This window comes from Amycolatopsis sp. NPDC051758 (assembly GCF_044453095.1).
Taxonomy (GTDB): Bacteria; Actinomycetota; Actinomycetes; order Mycobacteriales; family Pseudonocardiaceae; genus Amycolatopsis.
On sequence record NZ_JBITCJ010000001.1, the window covers coordinates 1,775,562 to 1,791,653 of the forward strand.

Here is a 16,092-nt window from a genome sequence, read left to right on the forward strand (position 1 = left end):
CTGGTACACGGGTCACTACGAGCGGAGGTCACGGGTGGCTGCCGAGGAAATCAGGAACCTGATCATCGTCGGGTCGGGTCCTGCCGGATACACCGCTGCCGTTTACGCGGCACGGGCCCAGCTGGAACCGCTGGTGTTCGAGGGCACGCAGTTCGGCGGCGCGCTGATGACGACGACCGAGGTCGAGAACTTCCCCGGGTTCCGCGACGGCATCATGGGTCCGGACCTGATGGAGGAGATGCGCAAGCAGGCCGAGCGCTTCGGCGCCGAGCTGCGCGCGGAGGACGTCGAGTCGCTGGAGCTGACCGGGGACGTCAAGTACGTCAACGCGAACGGCAAGCGCTACGCCGCCCGCGCCGTCATCCTCGCCATGGGTGCCGCCGCGCGGTACCTGAACGTGCCGGGTGAGCAGGAGCTCCTCGGCCGCGGTGTGTCGGCTTGTGCGACCTGTGACGGTTTCTTCTTCCGCGACCACGACATCGTGGTCGCCGGCGGCGGCGACTCCGCGATGGAGGAGGCGACCTTCCTGACGAAGTTCGCGAAGTCCGTCACGGTCGTCCACCGGCGCGAGGAGTTCCGCGCGTCCAAGATCATGCTCGAGCGCGCCCGCGCGAACGAGAAGATCAAGTGGCAGCTTAACTCGCAGATCACCGGGGTGCTCGGCGACGGCAAGGTCGAGGGTCTGCAGCTGAAGGACACCCGGGACGGCACCGAGTCGACGCTGGACGTCTCCGGCTTCTTCGTCGCGATCGGCCACGACCCCCGCAGCCAGCTCGTGCGCGGGCAGGTCGAGCTGGACGAGGACGGCTACGTCGTCACCCAGGGCCGGAGCACATACACGAACCTCGACGGTGTCTTCGCGGCCGGCGACCTGGTCGACCGCACCTACCGCCAGGCGATCACCGCGTCCGGCTCCGGCTGCAGCGCGGCGATCGACGCGGAACGATGGCTCGCGGAGCACGGCGAACCGGACGCGCACGAGGCGGCCGAGCTCGTCGGCGGCGGCTACGGCGCGGGCACCAACTGACTTTCCGGCGTTCAAACCACCTGAAGGAGAAACCATGTCCAACACCGTCAAGGTGACCGACGCGACGTTTGTCGACGAGGTCCTGACCAGCGAGAAGCCGGTTCTGGTCGACTTCTGGGCCACCTGGTGCGGGCCGTGCAAGATGGTCGCCCCGGTGCTCGAGGAGATCGCGGCGGAGAACGGCGAGAAGCTGACCATCGCGAAGATCGACATCGACGAGAACCCGAACACGCCGCGTGACTACCAGGTGATGTCGATCCCGACGCTGATCCTGTTCCAGGGCGGCAAGCCGGTGAAGCAGATCGTCGGCGCGAAGCCGAAGGCCGCGCTGCTGTCGGATCTCGCCGACGTCCTCTGAGCCGAAACGCTCCCGGCGGACCCGGGGCCTGCGGGAACCCTCCTGCGGACCCCGGGTCCGTCGTCGTTCGGGGGAATGCACCCCGTGTGGGTGAATGCAGCGTGACAAGAGCCACCCGAGGTGCGCCACGATCGGGCTCTTGACGCACCTACCGGGCCTGCGCTGTCACCGAGAGTTGGCAAGGCACAATAGAGGACCTGGGCCCGTCCCAGTGCAGGTTTTCCCGAAGTCTTGCCACGCGCCGAACCCCCGAGTCGGCGCCTTAGGAAGAGCGAGGAGTGCATGCGGGTACTCCGCCGCGGTGACGCCGGTCCGGACGTCGCCGAGATCAGGTCCATCCTGGCCGGGATGGACCTGCTCCCGCCGGTCACCGGTACCGACGCCTACGACACGTTCGACGTCGCCACCGAGAGCGCCGTCCGTGCCTTCCAGCAGCGCCGTGGGCTGATGACCGACGGCGTCGTGGGTCAGGCGACGTTCCAGGCCCTCAAGGGCGCCAGCTACCACCTGGGCAGCCGCCCGCTGTCCTACGCGATCGCGGCCCCCATCCAGGGTGACGACGTCTTCACGCTGCAGGAGCGGCTGACCGAACTCGGCTTCGACGCCGGCCGCCCGGACGGCTACTTCGGCGCGTCGACCGAGCGCGCGCTCCGGACGTTCCAGCGCGACATGCGCCTGACGCCGGACGGCGTTTGCGGTCCCGCGACCATCCGCGAGCTGCACCGCCTGTCCTCGCCGCGGGCCAGGGGCGGCCGCCCCGTGTTCCTGCGCGAGCAGGAGCAGGTGCGCCAGGCCGGTCCGCGGCTGCGCGGCAAGCGCATCGTGATCGACCCCGGCCACGGCGGTGACGACCTCGGCGTGGTCGCCGGCGGTCTCCGTGAAGCCGACATCGCGTGGGACCTCGCGCGCCGCCTGGAAGGCCGGATGAAGGCCACCGGCATGGAGGCGCTGATCTCCCGCGGCCCGAACCACAGCCCCACCGAGCTGGAGCGCGCGCGGTTCGCCAACGACGCGGGCGCCGACCTGTTCCTCTCGCTGCACAGCGACAAGAACCCTTCGCCGCGTGCCCAGGGTGTCGCGAGCTTCCACTTCGGCACCGGCAACGGCACGACGTCGACCGTGGGTGAGCTGCTGGCCGGCTTCATCCAGCGTGAGGTCGCGGCCCGCACGGGCCTGCAGGACAACCGCACGCACTACAAGTCGTGGGACATCTTCACCCGTACCCGCTGCCCGGCGGTCCGGGTCGAGATCGGCTACCTGACGAACCCGGACGACGCCCGCAAGCTCGGTGATCCGGCGTTCCGCGACATCGTCGCGGAGGGCATCCTCATCGCCGTCAAGCGCCTGTACCTCCTCGGCGAGGGCGACCAGCCGACGGGAACGTTCACGTTCGCCGACGTCCTGGCGCACGAGCTCGCCAAGGCCGAATAGGGCGACCACAACCCCTAGCGGCTCACCTTCACCTGCTCCACCACACCTGGGGACGCGCACTCGCCGTCCCCAGGTTTTGGCGCAGTCATCCACAGCTTGTCCACCGCGCCTATCAGCGCTCTGTGGATAACTCGGCACTTCTTCCACAGCTGTCCACGCGCTGCGGAATCCGTGTTTCAGACGCGCCGAAGCACCGGCGCAAACGTTTGCGGTCTGGTTCGGGAAACGGTCAGGCGCGACCGAGGCTCGGCTCGGCCGTGGTGATCGTCACCTGGCCGAGCAGCCGCTCCAGCGCCGCTTCGACGTCTTCCTTCCAGGTGATCGCCGAGCGCAGCTCGAGGCGCAGGCGCGGCCACTTCTGGTGCGGGCGGACCGTCTTGAACCCGACGCTCTGGAGGAACGCCGCCGGCAGCACGCAGCTGTGGCCGCCGTCCGGGTCCGACTCGTCGGGACGCGCGTCGCCGAACGCCTCGATCGCGCGGACGCCTCGCTTCGTGAGGTCCTTCGCGACGGCCTGGACGAGCATCCGGCCGAGCCCGCCACCGCGGAACTCGGGGAGCACCTGGAACGCCGTCAGCAGCACCGCGTCCGCACTCGGCGGGGACGTCGGGAAGGCCAGCGACCGCGGGACGGCGTTCGGCGGGGCGTACAGCACGAACCCGACCGGCAGCGTGTCGCTGTAGACGATGCGGCCGCAGGAACCCCACTCGAGCAGGACGCTGGAGACCCAGGCTTCCTTTTCGACCTCGGTGGCGCCGAACTCCTCGGCCTGGTTCTTCAGGTGCGGGGCCAGCTCCCAGTACACGCACCTGCGACAGCTCTTCGGCAGATGCTCGAGGTTGTCCAGTGTGACGCCCACGACGCGACGTGACACCCGCGACCTCCCTGACCTGCTGCTCCCGACGGGCTGCCCGGCCGTCAAGCCGCGCGGAACCACAGCACGAACACGGGAGCCATGAACGATGGTAGGCCGATGTGACAAGCACCGAAAGGTCAGGGGGCCTGGATGGGTGCCCGGTTACACTCGATGGGATCCATCAGCTCCCGCGGGAGTGACCGTGTCCACCGAGCCCCGGGTGAATCGTCGATGACCGAGAACCGCCCCAGCAAGCCGCACAGTGGCCGACCGAGCAGTGGCCGTCAGAACCTCGACCCGCACCTCGAGCGGTATGCCGCGCGCACCGCCGGGATGACCGCCTCCGAGATCCGGGCGCTGTTCGCGGTGGCCAGCCGGCCCGAGGTGGTCTCGCTGGCCGGCGGCATGCCGAACCTGGCGGCGCTCCCGCTCGACACGCTCTCGGCGCAGGTGGCGGAGATCATCGCCGAAGACGGGCTGGTCGCCCTGCAGTACGGCTCGGCGCACGGCGTCCCGGTGCTGCGCGAGCAGATCTGCGAAATCATGGCGCTGGAGGGCATCAAGGCGCACCCGGACGACGTCGTGGTGACCGTCGGCTCCCAGATGGGCCTGGACATGGTCACCCGGCTGTTCTGCGACCCGGGTGACGTCGTGATCGCCGAAGGCCCCTCGTACGTCGGCGCGCTGGGCTCGTTCGCCGCGTACCAGGCGCAGGTCGTGCACGTGGCGATGGACGACCAGGGCCTGGTGCCCGAAACCCTGCGCGAGGCGCTCCGCCAGGCGGAGAAGGCCGGCAAGCGCGTCAAGTTCCTCTACACGATCCCGAACTTCCACAACCCCGCCGGCGTCACGCTGGCCGTGGAGCGCCGCGCGGAGATCCTCGAGATCTGCCGCGAGCACGGCGTCCTGGTGGTCGAAGACAACCCGTACGGGATGCTCGGGTTCGACGGGCAGACCTACCCGGCGCTGCGCTCGACGGACCCCGACAACGTCGTGTACCTCGGCTCGTTCTCCAAGACGTTCGCCTCGGGCCTGCGTGTCGGCTGGGTGCTCGCGCCGCACGCCGTGCGCGAGAAGCTCGTGCTGGCCGCGGAGTCGGCAACGCTCTGCCCGCCGACGTTCAACCAGATGATCGTGTCGCGCTACCTGGCCACGCACGACTGGAAGGGCCAGATCAAGAAGTTCCGGGAGAACTACCGCGAGCGCCGCGACGCGATGCTGTCCGCGCTCGACCAGTACCTGCCCCCGGGCTGCTCCTGGACCAAGCCGGACGGCGGTTTCTACGTCTGGGTGACGGTGCCCGAAGGGGTCGACACCAAGGCGATGCTGCCGCGCGCGGTGACCGCGCGGGTGGCGTACGCATCCGGAACCGGCTTCTACGCCGACGGTTTCGGCAGCCGCCAGATGCGGCTGTCCTACTGCTACCCGACACCGGAGCGGATCCGTGAGGGCGTCCGGCGGCTGGCCGCGGTGCTGGAGTCCGAAATGGACCTGGCCCGCACCTTCGGTAACGTGGGCTCGCGCCAGATCCAAGGGCCGCAGAATCCCTCACCGGACACGGTCTGAGTTTTAATCCAGCTAAGGAGTTTCCACGGTGGTCGACCGTACCGTTGCCGTGCTCGCCGGCGGGCTCTCGCACGAACGCGACGTCTCGCTGAGGTCCGGGCGACGGCTCTCCGCGGCGCTGAAGTCCGAAGGCCTCGGCATCGAGGAGTGGGACACCGACGCCGGGCTGCTGGAGCGCCTGCGCACGCAGCGGCCGGACGCCGTGGTGGTCGCCCTGCACGGCGGCGAAGGGGAAAACGGCTCGGTGCAGACGGTGCTGGAGATGCTGGAGGTGCCGTTCGTCGGCACCGGCTCCCAGGGCTGCCGCCGCGCGTGGGACAAGCCGACGGCCAAGGCGCTGCTGGAGAACGCCGGGTTCGTGACGCCGGACTGGGTGGTGCTGCCGCACAGCACGTTCCGCGAGCTCGGCGCCCAGGCGGTGCTGGACGCGATGGTCGAACGCCTCGGCCTGCCGCTGATCCTCAAGCCGGACCAGGGCGGTTCGGCGCTCGGCACCCAGGTGGTGCGCGAAGCGGCGGAGCTGCCCGCGGCGATGGTCGGCTGTTTTGCTTACGGCGACACGGTTCTAGCCGAGCGCTTCGTGGACGGCGTCGAGGTGGCCGTGACGGTCATCGAGGGCGCGGACGGACCCGAGGCCCTGCCCGCGGTCGAGATCGTGCCGGAGAGCGGTGTGTACGACTACACGGCCCGCTACACCGCCGGCTTGACCGACTTCTTCACCCCGGCCCGGCTCGACGACGCCGCGGCCAAGGCGGCGGCCGAACTCGCCGTCGCCGTCCACCGCGTCCTCGGGCTTCGGGACATCTCGCGGACCGACGCGATCGTCGCCGCAGACGGCACCGTGCACTTCCTCGAGGTGAACCCGTCGCCGGGCCTCACCGAGACGTCGACGGTGCCGATGGCCATCGAAGCGGCGGGCAAGTCGCTCGGCACGGTGTTCGCCGAGCTGATCGGGCGCGCGATCACCCGCTGAGTCAGAGGTACGGACTGAAGTGGTCGGCCACCTGGTCGGCCACTTCTTCTGTTTTCCGGGAGCCGTCGATCGCCAGCACCCGGACGCCGAGTTCTTGTGCTCTGGCGACGGCGTCCTGCGCGAGCAGCCGATCGCGCGCGATCCGGTTTTGCTGCGCGAGTTCCGGATCGCTGACTTTGCGGCTGACCGAGCCGGCGCGGGGGAGCGTGGCCGCCTGGTGCAGCCGGAACTCGTCGGTCGGCACCATGACGATCATCCGGCGCGGTGAGTCGAGCAGCGGCACGACCAGCTCCGGGCGCAGCCCCCACCCCTCGGCGATGAGCGGCCGCGCGGAGTCGAGTGCGCGCAGATCGTCGAGCGTCCACTCGAACCGGAGCGCGAAGATCTCGCGAGCGTCGGCCGCCATCTTCTCCGGCGTGCGTCGGACCCAGTTCTGCTCCGGATCACGCTCGACGTGTTCACCCCGCGCGAGCCGCCGATCGAAGTGGCCGCGCGCGTCGTGGTAGTCGTAGTGGTACGCCGTCAGTCCGTGCCGGACGGCGAGCAGCCGGGAAACCGTCGACTTGCCGGCCCACTGCCCACCCCCGATCCAGAGCGCGCGGCCGATCGTTCCGGTCGGATCCCACACGCGTCCCCCCGTTGCTCTGTGTCGCGGCGGTGTCACCACTCAGCAATCATCACCGTGACGAAACACCCTGGGGTGATCCCTAGTCGGAATTCGGTGTCTGATTTGCCCCATTCGCATCGATGATCGCAACGATTCGCTCGAGGTCGTCCACCGAGCCGAACTCGAGCGTGATCCGGCCCTTGCGGCGGCCGAGGTCGACCTTCACCCGGGTGTCGAACCGGTCCGAGAGGCGGTTCGCGAGCTCTTGCAACCCGGGTGCCTGGATCGGCTTGCGCGGCGCGGGCTTCGGCTTGGCCGGCTTCTCGCTCTTCTTGAGCGTGACGGCTTCCTCGGTCGCCCGGACCGACATGCCCTCCGCGATGATGCGGGCGGCGAGCTCTTCTTGGCTGTCGGCGTCCTCCAGCGAGAGCAACGCGCGCGCGTGCCCGGCGGACAGGACACCCGCGGCGACCCGGCGCTGCACCGGCAGGGGGAGCTTGAGGAGCCGGATGGTGTTGGTGATGACCGGCCGGCTGCGGCCGATCCGGCTCGCCAGCTCCTCGTGCGTGACCGCGAACTCGTCGAGCAGCTGCTGGTATGCCGCCGCCTCTTCGAGCGGGTTCAGCTGGACGCGGTGGATGTTCTCCAGGAGCGCGTCGCGCAGCATCGACTCGTCGGCGGTCTGCCGGACGATCGCCGGGATCGCCTCGAGCTCCGCCTGCTGCGACGCGCGCAGCCGCCGCTCGCCCATGACGAGCTCGTACTCGTCGTTGCCGAGCTCGCGGACCACGATGGGCTGCATGAGCCCGAACTCGCGGATCGAGTGCTCGAGCTCGGCGAGCGCCTCCTCGTCGAAGGACAGGCGCGGCTGCTTCGGGTTGGGCCTGATCGAGCCGACCGGGATCTCGCGGTAGACCGCGCCGGCGACCTCGCCACTGTGCTGCTTCGCCTGACCGTTGGCCGCGAACCAGCCCTTTTCCTCGGCCGCCTTCTGGTCCGCCGCAGCGCCGTCGGCGGGCGTCGGCAGCGCGCCGCCGCCCGCCGGTCCCGTCGGGATGAGGGCGGCGAGTCCGCGCCCCAGCCCTCCTCTGCGTTCGGTCATGTGGAACTACCCTTCTCCATCTGTGCGCCGCGCTCGGCGATCTCCTTGGCCGCGTCGACGTAGCTCATCGCACCACGCGAGCCGGGGTCGTAGGCAAGCACGGTCTGGCCGTACCCGGGCGCCTCGGACACCTTCACGCTGCGGGGGATGACGGTCTTGAGGACCGTGTCGCCGAAGTGGTTCCGCACCTCGTTCGTCACCTGGTCGGCCAGCTTGGTCCGGCCGTCGTACATGGTGAGGAGGATCGTGGAGACGCGGAGCTCGCGGTTGAGGTGCTGCTGCACCAGCTCGATGTTGCTCAGCAGCTGCCCGAGACCTTCGAGTGCGTAGTACTCGCACTGGATGGGGATGAGCACCTCCTGCGCGGCGACCATCGCGTTGACCGTGAGGAGGCCCAGCGACGGCGGGCAGTCGATGAAGACGTAGTCGACGCCGATCTCGTTGAGGATCTCCGCGGAGATGGCCTCCTTGAGCCGCGACTCCCGCGACGCCATCGAGACGAGCTCGATCTCGGCGCCGGCGAGGTCGATCGTCGCGGGAACGCAGAAGAGGTTCGGGGACTGCTCGGTCGGCTGGGCCGCGTCCGCGAGCGTCACCTCGCCGATGAGCACCTCGTAGATGGACGGCGTCCCGGACCGGTGGTCGACGTCGAGCGCGGTGCTCGCGTTGCCCTGCGGGTCGAGGTCGACCACGAGCGTCTTGAGCCCGTGGACGGCGAGCGCGGCGGCGAGGTTGACCGTGCTCGTGGTCTTGCCGACGCCGCCCTTCTGGTTGGCGACGGTCAGCACACGACGGCGGCCGGGGCGGGGGAGCGTCCCCTCCTCCGGGTGCAGCAGACGCGCGGCGCGGGTGGCTTCTTCGGCGATCGGGGTCCAGCCCACGTCGGGCGTGGTCTCCGTGGAGTCGGACGGCGGGGGATTCACCTGTCTCGACACCTCCTCCATGTAGAAGTCTGGTCGGTGGTCGAGTCGCGTCGTTTCACGTGGAACACCGCGGCCCGTGTGTCAGCTCTAGCGCTTCCTGCTCCGTGCCTTCGGCGGCAGGCGACGGACCTTCACAACCGTGCTGGGGACCTCTAGTACGTCCGAACCGCACTCGACGATCAGCGGGGCGGCCCCGCCGGCCTTCTCGATGGCGGCGCCGTCCCGCTCGATCTCGTCCGCAGCGCTGGCGCCCTTGAGGGCAACCAGGAAACCATCGGGACGGACCAGCGGCAGGCACCAGTCCGCGAGCCGGGCGAGCGGGGCGACCGCGCGAGCGGTGACGATGTCGGCGCCACCGTGCTGCTCACGTACAGGCCGCTCCTCCGCGCGTCCACGGACGATGGTGATCGGGAGTTCCAGCTTCTCGGCCACCTCGGCCAGCCAGTCCACCCGGCGGGCCATCGGTTCGAGCAAGACGATATCGAGGTCCGGTCGCGCGATCGCGAGCGGTACTCCCGGAAGCCCCGCCCCCGACCCGACGTCGACGACCCGAGCCCCCTCGGGCATCTGCTCGCCGATCACCGCCGAGTTGAGCACGTGCCGCTCCCACAGCCGCTCGACCTCCCGCGGCCCGATCAGCCCACGCTCGACACCGTGACGCTCCAGGAGTTCGACGTACCCAACGGCTTGGTCCAGGTGGGCCCCGAACACCCGCTCCGCCGCCTCCCGCACCGCGGCTTGCTCCAAGCTCACTCCGTCTACTCCTCGTCCGCCGGTTTCACGTGAAACCGCGCTCCGTCGATTGTCCCCGATGTTGAGGTGAAAACGAGCCGACAGACCGCAGATGTGGACAACTCCACTCAGCCAGCGCACGCCCGGGAGGGTGGGGCGCCAGTTCCACGTGAAACATCGCCGCTGCGGGGGACGCCGAGACAAGCTGCCGCCGGGTTCGAGTCGAGGCGACCGACCCGGCAGTGGGTTCCCACGTCGCCGTCGAGAGCCGAGCTGCGACCGCCCGCCTCCTCGTGCGCACCCACCAACCTCCGGACCGCCGACGAAGCCGGACGACCCAGCGCACGTTCCACGTGAAACCTCACCGGTGTAATTCGCCCAGTCGCCGCCGAGCCAGATCGGCTCCGGCGGACCGAGTTGGTCGCGCGCCAACGTGCCCGGCGCTCCGCATCGGTGCGGTCTGCGGGACACAGCGTCGCCGATCGACCGAACCGGCTCACCGCGATGAACGGTCACCTTCTCCAGTGCCACCCGATCCGCCCGGCGAGCGGCAGGGAGTCGCGACCAGTCCGTCGGCCACCTTCTAGCCCGCCCCCACGCGCCACGAATCACCCCTCAGCCGACCGGCCCACCGCCTCACCCGCCGACCCACGTTCCACGTGAAACCTCACGCCTGTAATTCGCCCACCCGCGGCCGAGCGTTCCGCAACCGGATCCCGCTGAACCCGAGCGAGCTCCCCGCCGCCGCATCAACGAACCCCCACAGGTTCGACACCACCCGCAGCTGTATCCCCGCCTCGTCGTGAAGCGCCAGCAGATCCCCAACCGGCTCCGGCGGCCCGAGCGGCGAAACCGGCGACGTCGCCACAACCGCGTGAGCGTGCTCCCCGAACGACCGGAACGACGCCGCCGAGAACCGGTACGCGTACAGCCGCACCGACTGCATCACCGCGAGCCAGCCGTACTCGATCGCGTGCACCCGGGAGTCACCGAGCCACGACCGGTCCGCCTCGGTCGTCCCCGGGACCGTCCATGCCATCGCCCGCGGGCACTGGCGCGGGAACCAGTAGTCCGGCGCGCGCTCCGCACCCACCGCCCAGACGTACGCCTCCGGCTGCTGAGCCGTCGCCGCGACGTGGGGCTCGAAGCGGGTGATCGTCGAGTCTTCCGAGAAGTGCAGGACCTCTCCGGGCGCCGGGCGCATGCGCCCACAACTAGCACACAAAGAAGCGGCCCCACCCGAACCAGTCGGATGGGGCCGCTCCACGAGCACCGAAGCTCAGGACTCCGGGAAGATCACCACGCGCCGCTTCGGGTCCTCGCCCTCGCTCTCGCTCGTGACACCCGAGACCGTCGCCACCGCGTCGTGGACCACCTTGCGCTCGAACGGGCTCATCGGCTGCAGCCGCACCCGCTCGCCGCTCGAGAGGACCGACTCCGCGGTCGAGCGGCCGAGCTCGCGCAGCTCCTCGCGACGGTCCGAACGCCAGCCCGCGATGTCCAGCATCAGCCGGCTGCGGGAGCCCGTCTCCTGCTGGACCGCCAGGCGGGTCAGCTCCTGCAGCGCCTCGAGCACCGTGCCGCGCGGGCCGACGAGCTTCTCGAGGTCCTCGCCGCCGTCGATGCTCACGATCGCGCGGCCCGCTTCGACGTCCAGGTCGATGTCGCCGTCGTAGTCGAGCAGGTCCAGCAGCCGCTCGAGGTAGTCGCCGGCGATGTCGCCCTCCTGGACGAGGACGTCGTCGCCACCTCCCGCCTTCTGTTCGCCCGCTTCTTCGGTGGTCGTACCCGGGGTCGCGTCGTCCTGATCGGCGTCGATCGTGTCGATCGTCTCCGACATCATTCGTCTCCTCTCCGAACCGGTCGCGCCTCAGCGGCGCTTCCGGCCCGACTTCCTGGTCGAGTCCTTGAGGAGCCCGGGCACTCCCGTGCCGTTCTCCGGTGAGCCGTTCTGGCCGTTGGTTCCGGCCGCGGCCTTGGCGTCCTCCGCGGCCTTGGCGGCAGCCTCGGCGGGGGTGGTCTGCGCGAAGCCGTGGGCTGAGCCCGCCTTGGTGACCTTCTTCTGCGAGCCACCCTGCGCGGACTGGTTCTTCTTCTGCTGGACCGGCTTCTGCCCGACCTTCGGCGCGGTCGGCTTCTGACCCGGCTTCGGGCCGAGCGACGCGCGCTTCTCCGCGGCTTCCGCCTTGCGGGCCGCCTCTTCCTTGTCGATCTTCGTGTAGACGAGCCGCTGCTGCATCAGGGTCCAGCCGTTGTTCGCCAGCCAGTAGAAGAGGAGGCCGAGCGGGAACAGCGCACCGAAGACGAGGACACCGAGCGGGAAGATGTACATCGTCAGCTTGTTCATGATCGCGGTCTGCGGGGTGGCCGACGCGGCGTTCTGGCGGGCCACCGAGTGCCGTGCGGTGAGGTGCGTCGCGATCGAAGCGACGATCATCAGGGGCAGCGCGACCGGGAGGACGCCCCACTGGAAGCCGACGTTCGCCGCACCGCCGCTGACGACGCCGACACCGTTGTAGACGGCCTCGCCGAGGTTGACCCCGAACAGCTTCGCGTTGACGTAGGACTCGACGTCGTGCTGGGTGAAGAAGTAGTTCTCGGTCTTCACGCCGCCACCGGGCGGCGGCATCGTGAACGCGCGCAGGACGTGGTTCAGGCCGATGAAGACCGGGATCTGGAGCAGCATCGGCAGGCAGCTGCCCAGCGGGTTGACGCCGTGCTCGCGCTGGAGCTTCTGCATCTCCTGCGCCTGGCGCTGCTTGTCGTTCGCGTACTTCTTCTGGAGCTTCTTCATCTCCGGCGCGAAGTCCTGCATCTTCTTCATCGACCGGACCTGGTTCACGAACGGCTTGAACATGATGCCGCGGACCGTGAACGTCAGGAAGATGATGCCGAGGATCCAGGCGATCGCCGTCGACTCCCCGAAGACGAACCCGAAGACCTTGTGCCAACACCAGAGGATGAAGGACACGGGGTAGTAGATGAAATCGAGCACTGCTGCTACTCCTCGATCGGTGTTTCAGGTCTGCGGTGGCGCCACGAGAACGTCTCGGGTACCGGGTCACGGCCGGGGGGCGTCCACGGGCCGCAGCGCAGCAGCCGGCGCAACGCGAGGTAGGAGCCGCGGCCGGCGCCGTGCCGGGTGAGGGCTTCGACTGCGTACGCGCTGCAGCTCGGGTAGAACCGGCAGGCCGGCGGAAGGAAGGGCGAAATCGCCTTGCGGTAGAGCTTGATGGGGAGCAGCAGGACCCACGCGACCGGACCCGGCCGGGGCTCGGCGTCGTTGTGGTCGTGCTCGTCGTGCACGTGCTCGGGGGTGGCTCGCATGCCGGTCACACCGCTGATCCGTGGTCGGGGGCCGCGTCCGCGGGACGCGTCGGGCGGGGGACATCCCCGGCCGGACGGCGCGACGACAGCAGCCCCAGCCGGCGCAGTGCGCCGTCGAGGTCGGACCCGAGATCGGCGCTGGACGCGGTCGCCGCCGGTGGCAATGCCCGTACGACCAACGAAGTGCCGGCGGGCAGTGTTCCGAGCCGGGCCGAAACGAGATGACGCAGCCGCCGGGCGACGCGGTGGCGGACCACCGAGTTCCCGACGGCCTTGCTCACCACAAAACCCGCCCGGGTCGCCGACGAAGTGCCGGCGACCCCGGACGGGTCCGTGGTCAGCGCGTGGACGACGAGGCGGCGCCTGCCTGCCCTGGATCCGCGACGGAGAACCACGCGGAAATCCTCACTGCGCCGCAGACGTGCGGCAGCAGGCAGCACGGCGCGCCCCGACGAGCCGGATCAGGCGGACAGCGCTTCGCGGCCCTTGCGACGGCGGGCCGCCAGGATGGCCCGGCCGGCGCGGGTCCGCATGCGCAGGCGGAACCCGTGGGTCTTCGCGCGGCGGCGGTTGTTCGGCTGGAAGGTGCGCTTACCCTTGCTCACTGCTTCTCCTGTGTGTCGCGTCGGACGCGGGAACCGGGTCCCCGTCGCCTGGCGTGTCGTGCGGGCGCACGGCAGTCTCTGGTGTCTCCTACCAACGTGTGGCCTCGTCACGGCGAGCGACGACAACGTGGGCGCGCAAAACACACCCGTCGCATACGGGAGACCTTACGAGGGTACGCACCCCCGTCGGGCCGCCGGTAAGCACCCCCTCGGCCACCGTCCGCGACCACCCGGATCCGGCGAGATCATCAACGCCGTGGCACCGAATGGCAACACGCCGTACACCGTGAAATGCTTGCGACCCAGGACGCCTTGTGGCAGCGAGCAGGGCTTGTTAGCGTGCCTCTCTCGGGTCACCGGTCGAGGTGCACGAGTATCCGGGTGGTGGAGTGCCCACCGGCGTACGACGAGCCCGCAGGTGGCGTCGCCGCGGGTCGCCGTACATTAGTGCACAGCTGTGGACAACTATGTGGATATTCGCTGTGCCGATGAGCACGCGGGTCCGCCGGGGAGCCGGACCGCGTGACCGGGGACGTTCGGTGCGTCCACACCGTACGAGGGGAGGGGAGCCAGACAGGTGTCGGATCACCAGCACAATCTGGGTGTCATCTGGGAACAGGTGGTACGCGAACTGTCCGACGGGACCCTGTCCCCCCAGCAGCGCGCCTGGATGCGGGTGACCCGTCCGATCGGCCTGCTCGACGGCACCGCACTCCTCGCAGCCCCCAGTGACTTCGCGAAGGAAGCGATCGAACGCGGTTTGCGCGGCGCGATCACCGACGCGCTTTCCCGGCGGCTCGGCCGCGCCATCTCGCTCGCGGTGAAGGTCGACAGCGCCGAAGCCGTTGCACCCGTCGCCGTGCCGCGTTACGCGCCGTCACCCGGCCGAGTGGAAAACGGCGCGATCCCCGAACCCGCGCCGCCGCTGCCGGCCAACGGCGCGCCGATGATGCCGCCGCCGCGCCCCGAGCCCGCGCCGCCGCTGCCGCCGCACCAGTCCCTCGCGCCGAAGCCCGACGACGGTGACGACACGGACGAGGAAGTCGACGAAGAGGGCGAAGCGCTCGCCGCCGTCCACGAGATCTGGCCGACGTTCTCCGGGCAGCCGATCGCCGGCCAGCCGTACACCGCGCCGGCACAGCCGCAGACGTCGAAGACGAAACTGAACGAGAAGTACACCTTCGACACGTTCGTCATCGGCGCGTCCAACCGCTTCGCGCACGCGGCCGCGGTCGCCGTCGCCGAAGCGCCGGCCCGCGCGTACAACCCGCTTTTCATCTGGGGCGAGTCCGGGCTCGGCAAGACGCACCTGCTGCACGCCGTCGGGCACTACGCGCAGCGCCTCTTCCCCGGCATGCGCGTGCGGTACGTCTCGACCGAAGAGTTCACGAACGACTTCATCAACTCGCTGCGCGACGACCGCAAGGTCGCGTTCCAGCGGCGCTACCGCGACATAGACATCCTGCTCGTCGACGACATCCAGTTCCTGGAAGGCAAAGAAGGTACGCAGGAAGAGTTCTTCCACACCTTCAACACCCTCCACAACGCGAACAAGCAGATCGTCGTCAGCTCCGACCGCCCGCCGAAGCGCCTCGAGACGCTGGAAGACCGGCTGCGGACGCGGTTCGAGTGGGGCCTGATCACCGACATCCAGCCGCCCGAGCTCGAGACGCGCATCGCGATCCTCCGCAAGAAGGCGGCGCAGGACAGGCTGGCGGTGCCGGGCGACGTCCTGGAGTTCATCGCCTCGCGCGTCGAGGCGAACATCCGGGAGCTCGAGGGCGCGCTCATCCGCGTCACCGCGTTCGCGTCGCTGAACCAGCAGCCGGTGGACGCCGCGCTGGCGGAGATCGTGCTGCGGGACCTCATCCCCGACTCGCACGCCCCGGAGATCACCGCGCCCACGATCATGGGCGTCATCTCCGAGTTCTTCGACGTCACGCTCGACGACCTGTGCGGCCCCGGCAAGACGAAAGCGCTCGCCACGTCCCGCCAGATCGCCATGTACCTCTGCCGCGAGCTGACCGACATGTCGCTGCCGAAGATCGGGCAGACGTTCGGCGGCCGCGACCACACGACCGTCATGCACGCGGACAAGAAGATCCGCAAGGAGATGGCCGAGCGCCGGCGCATCTACGACCAGGTGCAGGAGCTGACGTCGCGCATCAAGCAGCGCGCCCGCCAGTAGTACTCCTTCCCTTATCTCTCAACGGCTTCGGGGCGTCCACATCGGATGGATGCCCCGAAGCCGTTTTTGCGTGTCCAGGTAGGACCGCGTAGCCCGCGTACGCCGGCGAAGCAGCGAAGCCGCGTACGCACGCTTCGCAAAGTCGCGAAAATTGTTTGTACACAAGGAAGTTTCCCCATGGTGTGGGCAGTTTGCCCACAGTGCCAACGGATCTCCCATCAGCGACGACACGGAATTGCTCCACACCCCGCCCACAGGCGATCCACAGGGAATCCACACCCTTGTCCACGCTGATTCCACAGGTTGCCCACATTCTGTGCACAGCCGGGACCGATCACCCGGAAGGGCGAACCGGACCGCTCCGGACGCCCGCCGAACCTGGGTACAGATCGCCCCA

At 69.3% G+C, this 16,092-nt stretch carries 17 protein-coding genes; 6 read left to right on the plus strand and 11 right to left on the minus strand.

The annotated features are described in order from the left end of the window. Window positions 1-34 precede the first annotated feature (34 nt). The 3 genes from trxB (at window position 35) to ACIA5G_RS09155 (ending at window position 2,816) form a co-directional block, all read left to right on the plus strand. Window positions 35-1,027, plus strand: a complete 993-nt coding sequence (gene trxB / locus ACIA5G_RS09145; protein WP_395921770.1) for a thioredoxin-disulfide reductase — start codon at window positions 35-37, stop codon at window positions 1,025-1,027. Between the two features lie 34 nt (window positions 1,028-1,061). Beyond that, window positions 1,062-1,385, plus strand: a complete 324-nt coding sequence (gene trxA, locus ACIA5G_RS09150) for a thioredoxin (RefSeq protein ID WP_020642536.1) — start codon at window positions 1,062-1,064, stop codon at window positions 1,383-1,385. A gap of 282 nt (window positions 1,386-1,667) precedes the next feature. Next, window positions 1,668-2,816 carry an N-acetylmuramoyl-L-alanine amidase gene (locus ACIA5G_RS09155; RefSeq protein ID WP_395921772.1) on the plus strand — a complete coding sequence of 383 codons (1,149 nt, stop codon included), beginning with the start codon at window positions 1,668-1,670 and terminating at the stop codon, window positions 2,814-2,816. Between the two features lie 229 nt (window positions 2,817-3,045). Here the strand turns inward: ACIA5G_RS09155 and ACIA5G_RS09160 are convergent, their stop codons facing one another. After that, window positions 3,046-3,690, minus strand: coding sequence for a GNAT family N-acetyltransferase (locus ACIA5G_RS09160; protein WP_323325249.1), 645 nt, complete (start codon window positions 3,688-3,690; stop codon window positions 3,046-3,048). A 213-nt stretch (window positions 3,691-3,903) separates the two neighbouring features. Here ACIA5G_RS09160 and ACIA5G_RS09165 point away from each other — a divergent pair, with 213 nt between their 5' ends. Further along, on the plus strand, window positions 3,904-5,238 hold the full coding sequence (locus ACIA5G_RS09165) for a PLP-dependent aminotransferase family protein (protein WP_395921773.1): 1,335 nt from the start codon (window positions 3,904-3,906) through the stop codon (window positions 5,236-5,238). Window positions 5,239-5,266: 28 nt separating this feature from the next. Then, window positions 5,267-6,211 carry a D-alanine--D-alanine ligase gene (locus tag ACIA5G_RS09170; RefSeq protein ID WP_395921774.1) on the plus strand — a complete coding sequence of 315 codons (945 nt, stop codon included), beginning with the start codon at window positions 5,267-5,269 and terminating at the stop codon, window positions 6,209-6,211. Window position 6,212: 1 nt separating this feature from the next. On the opposite strand, the gene ACIA5G_RS09175 is transcribed toward ACIA5G_RS09170, so the two are convergent. From ACIA5G_RS09175 to rpmH, 10 genes are all read right to left on the minus strand, one after another. Continuing rightward, complete coding sequence (locus tag ACIA5G_RS09175) at window positions 6,213-6,839, minus strand: hypothetical protein (RefSeq protein ID WP_395921776.1); 627 nt, start codon at window positions 6,837-6,839, stop codon at window positions 6,213-6,215. Window positions 6,840-6,918: 79 nt separating this feature from the next. After that, entirely contained in the window at window positions 6,919-7,920 is a 1,002-nt protein-coding gene (locus ACIA5G_RS09180; protein ID WP_395921778.1) for a ParB/RepB/Spo0J family partition protein, read from the minus strand. Next, window positions 7,917-8,843: a ParA family protein gene (locus ACIA5G_RS09185; protein ID WP_395921975.1), complete on the minus strand. Its 927-nt coding sequence runs from the start codon at window positions 8,841-8,843 to the stop codon at window positions 7,917-7,919. The genes ACIA5G_RS09180 and ACIA5G_RS09185 overlap by 4 nt, the downstream gene beginning before the upstream one ends. A gap of 87 nt (window positions 8,844-8,930) precedes the next feature. Further along, entirely contained in the window at window positions 8,931-9,596 is a 666-nt protein-coding gene (gene rsmG / locus ACIA5G_RS09190) for a 16S rRNA (guanine(527)-N(7))-methyltransferase RsmG (RefSeq protein ID WP_395921780.1), read from the minus strand. Window positions 9,597-10,242: 646 nt separating this feature from the next. Then, the gene (locus ACIA5G_RS09195) at window positions 10,243-10,779 is read right to left on the minus strand and encodes a DUF6886 family protein (protein ID WP_395921782.1); all 537 of its coding nucleotides are present in this window, start codon (window positions 10,777-10,779) and stop codon (window positions 10,243-10,245) included. Window positions 10,780-10,854: 75 nt separating this feature from the next. Beyond that, the gene (locus tag ACIA5G_RS09200; protein ID WP_395921784.1) at window positions 10,855-11,415 is read right to left on the minus strand and encodes a protein jag; all 561 of its coding nucleotides are present in this window, start codon (window positions 11,413-11,415) and stop codon (window positions 10,855-10,857) included. A gap of 30 nt (window positions 11,416-11,445) precedes the next feature. Then, a complete protein-coding gene (gene yidC, locus ACIA5G_RS09205) occupies window positions 11,446-12,570 on the minus strand; it encodes a membrane protein insertase YidC (RefSeq protein WP_395921786.1) in 1,125 nt (374 codons plus the stop codon). 5 nt (window positions 12,571-12,575) lie between these two features. Then, window positions 12,576-12,902, minus strand: a complete 327-nt coding sequence (gene yidD, locus ACIA5G_RS09210) for a membrane protein insertion efficiency factor YidD (protein WP_395921977.1) — start codon at window positions 12,900-12,902, stop codon at window positions 12,576-12,578. Between the two features lie 5 nt (window positions 12,903-12,907). Continuing rightward, window positions 12,908-13,342, minus strand: coding sequence for a ribonuclease P protein component (gene rnpA, locus ACIA5G_RS09215; RefSeq protein ID WP_395921787.1), 435 nt, complete (start codon window positions 13,340-13,342; stop codon window positions 12,908-12,910). A gap of 21 nt (window positions 13,343-13,363) precedes the next feature. Next, complete coding sequence (gene rpmH, locus ACIA5G_RS09220) at window positions 13,364-13,507, minus strand: 50S ribosomal protein L34 (protein ID WP_091288857.1); 144 nt, start codon at window positions 13,505-13,507, stop codon at window positions 13,364-13,366. Window positions 13,508-14,084: 577 nt separating this feature from the next. On the opposite strand from rpmH, the gene dnaA reads away from it, so the two are divergent. Continuing rightward, on the plus strand, window positions 14,085-15,695 hold the full coding sequence (gene dnaA / locus ACIA5G_RS09225) for a chromosomal replication initiator protein DnaA (protein ID WP_395921788.1): 1,611 nt from the start codon (window positions 14,085-14,087) through the stop codon (window positions 15,693-15,695). Window positions 15,696-16,092 lie beyond the last annotated feature (397 nt).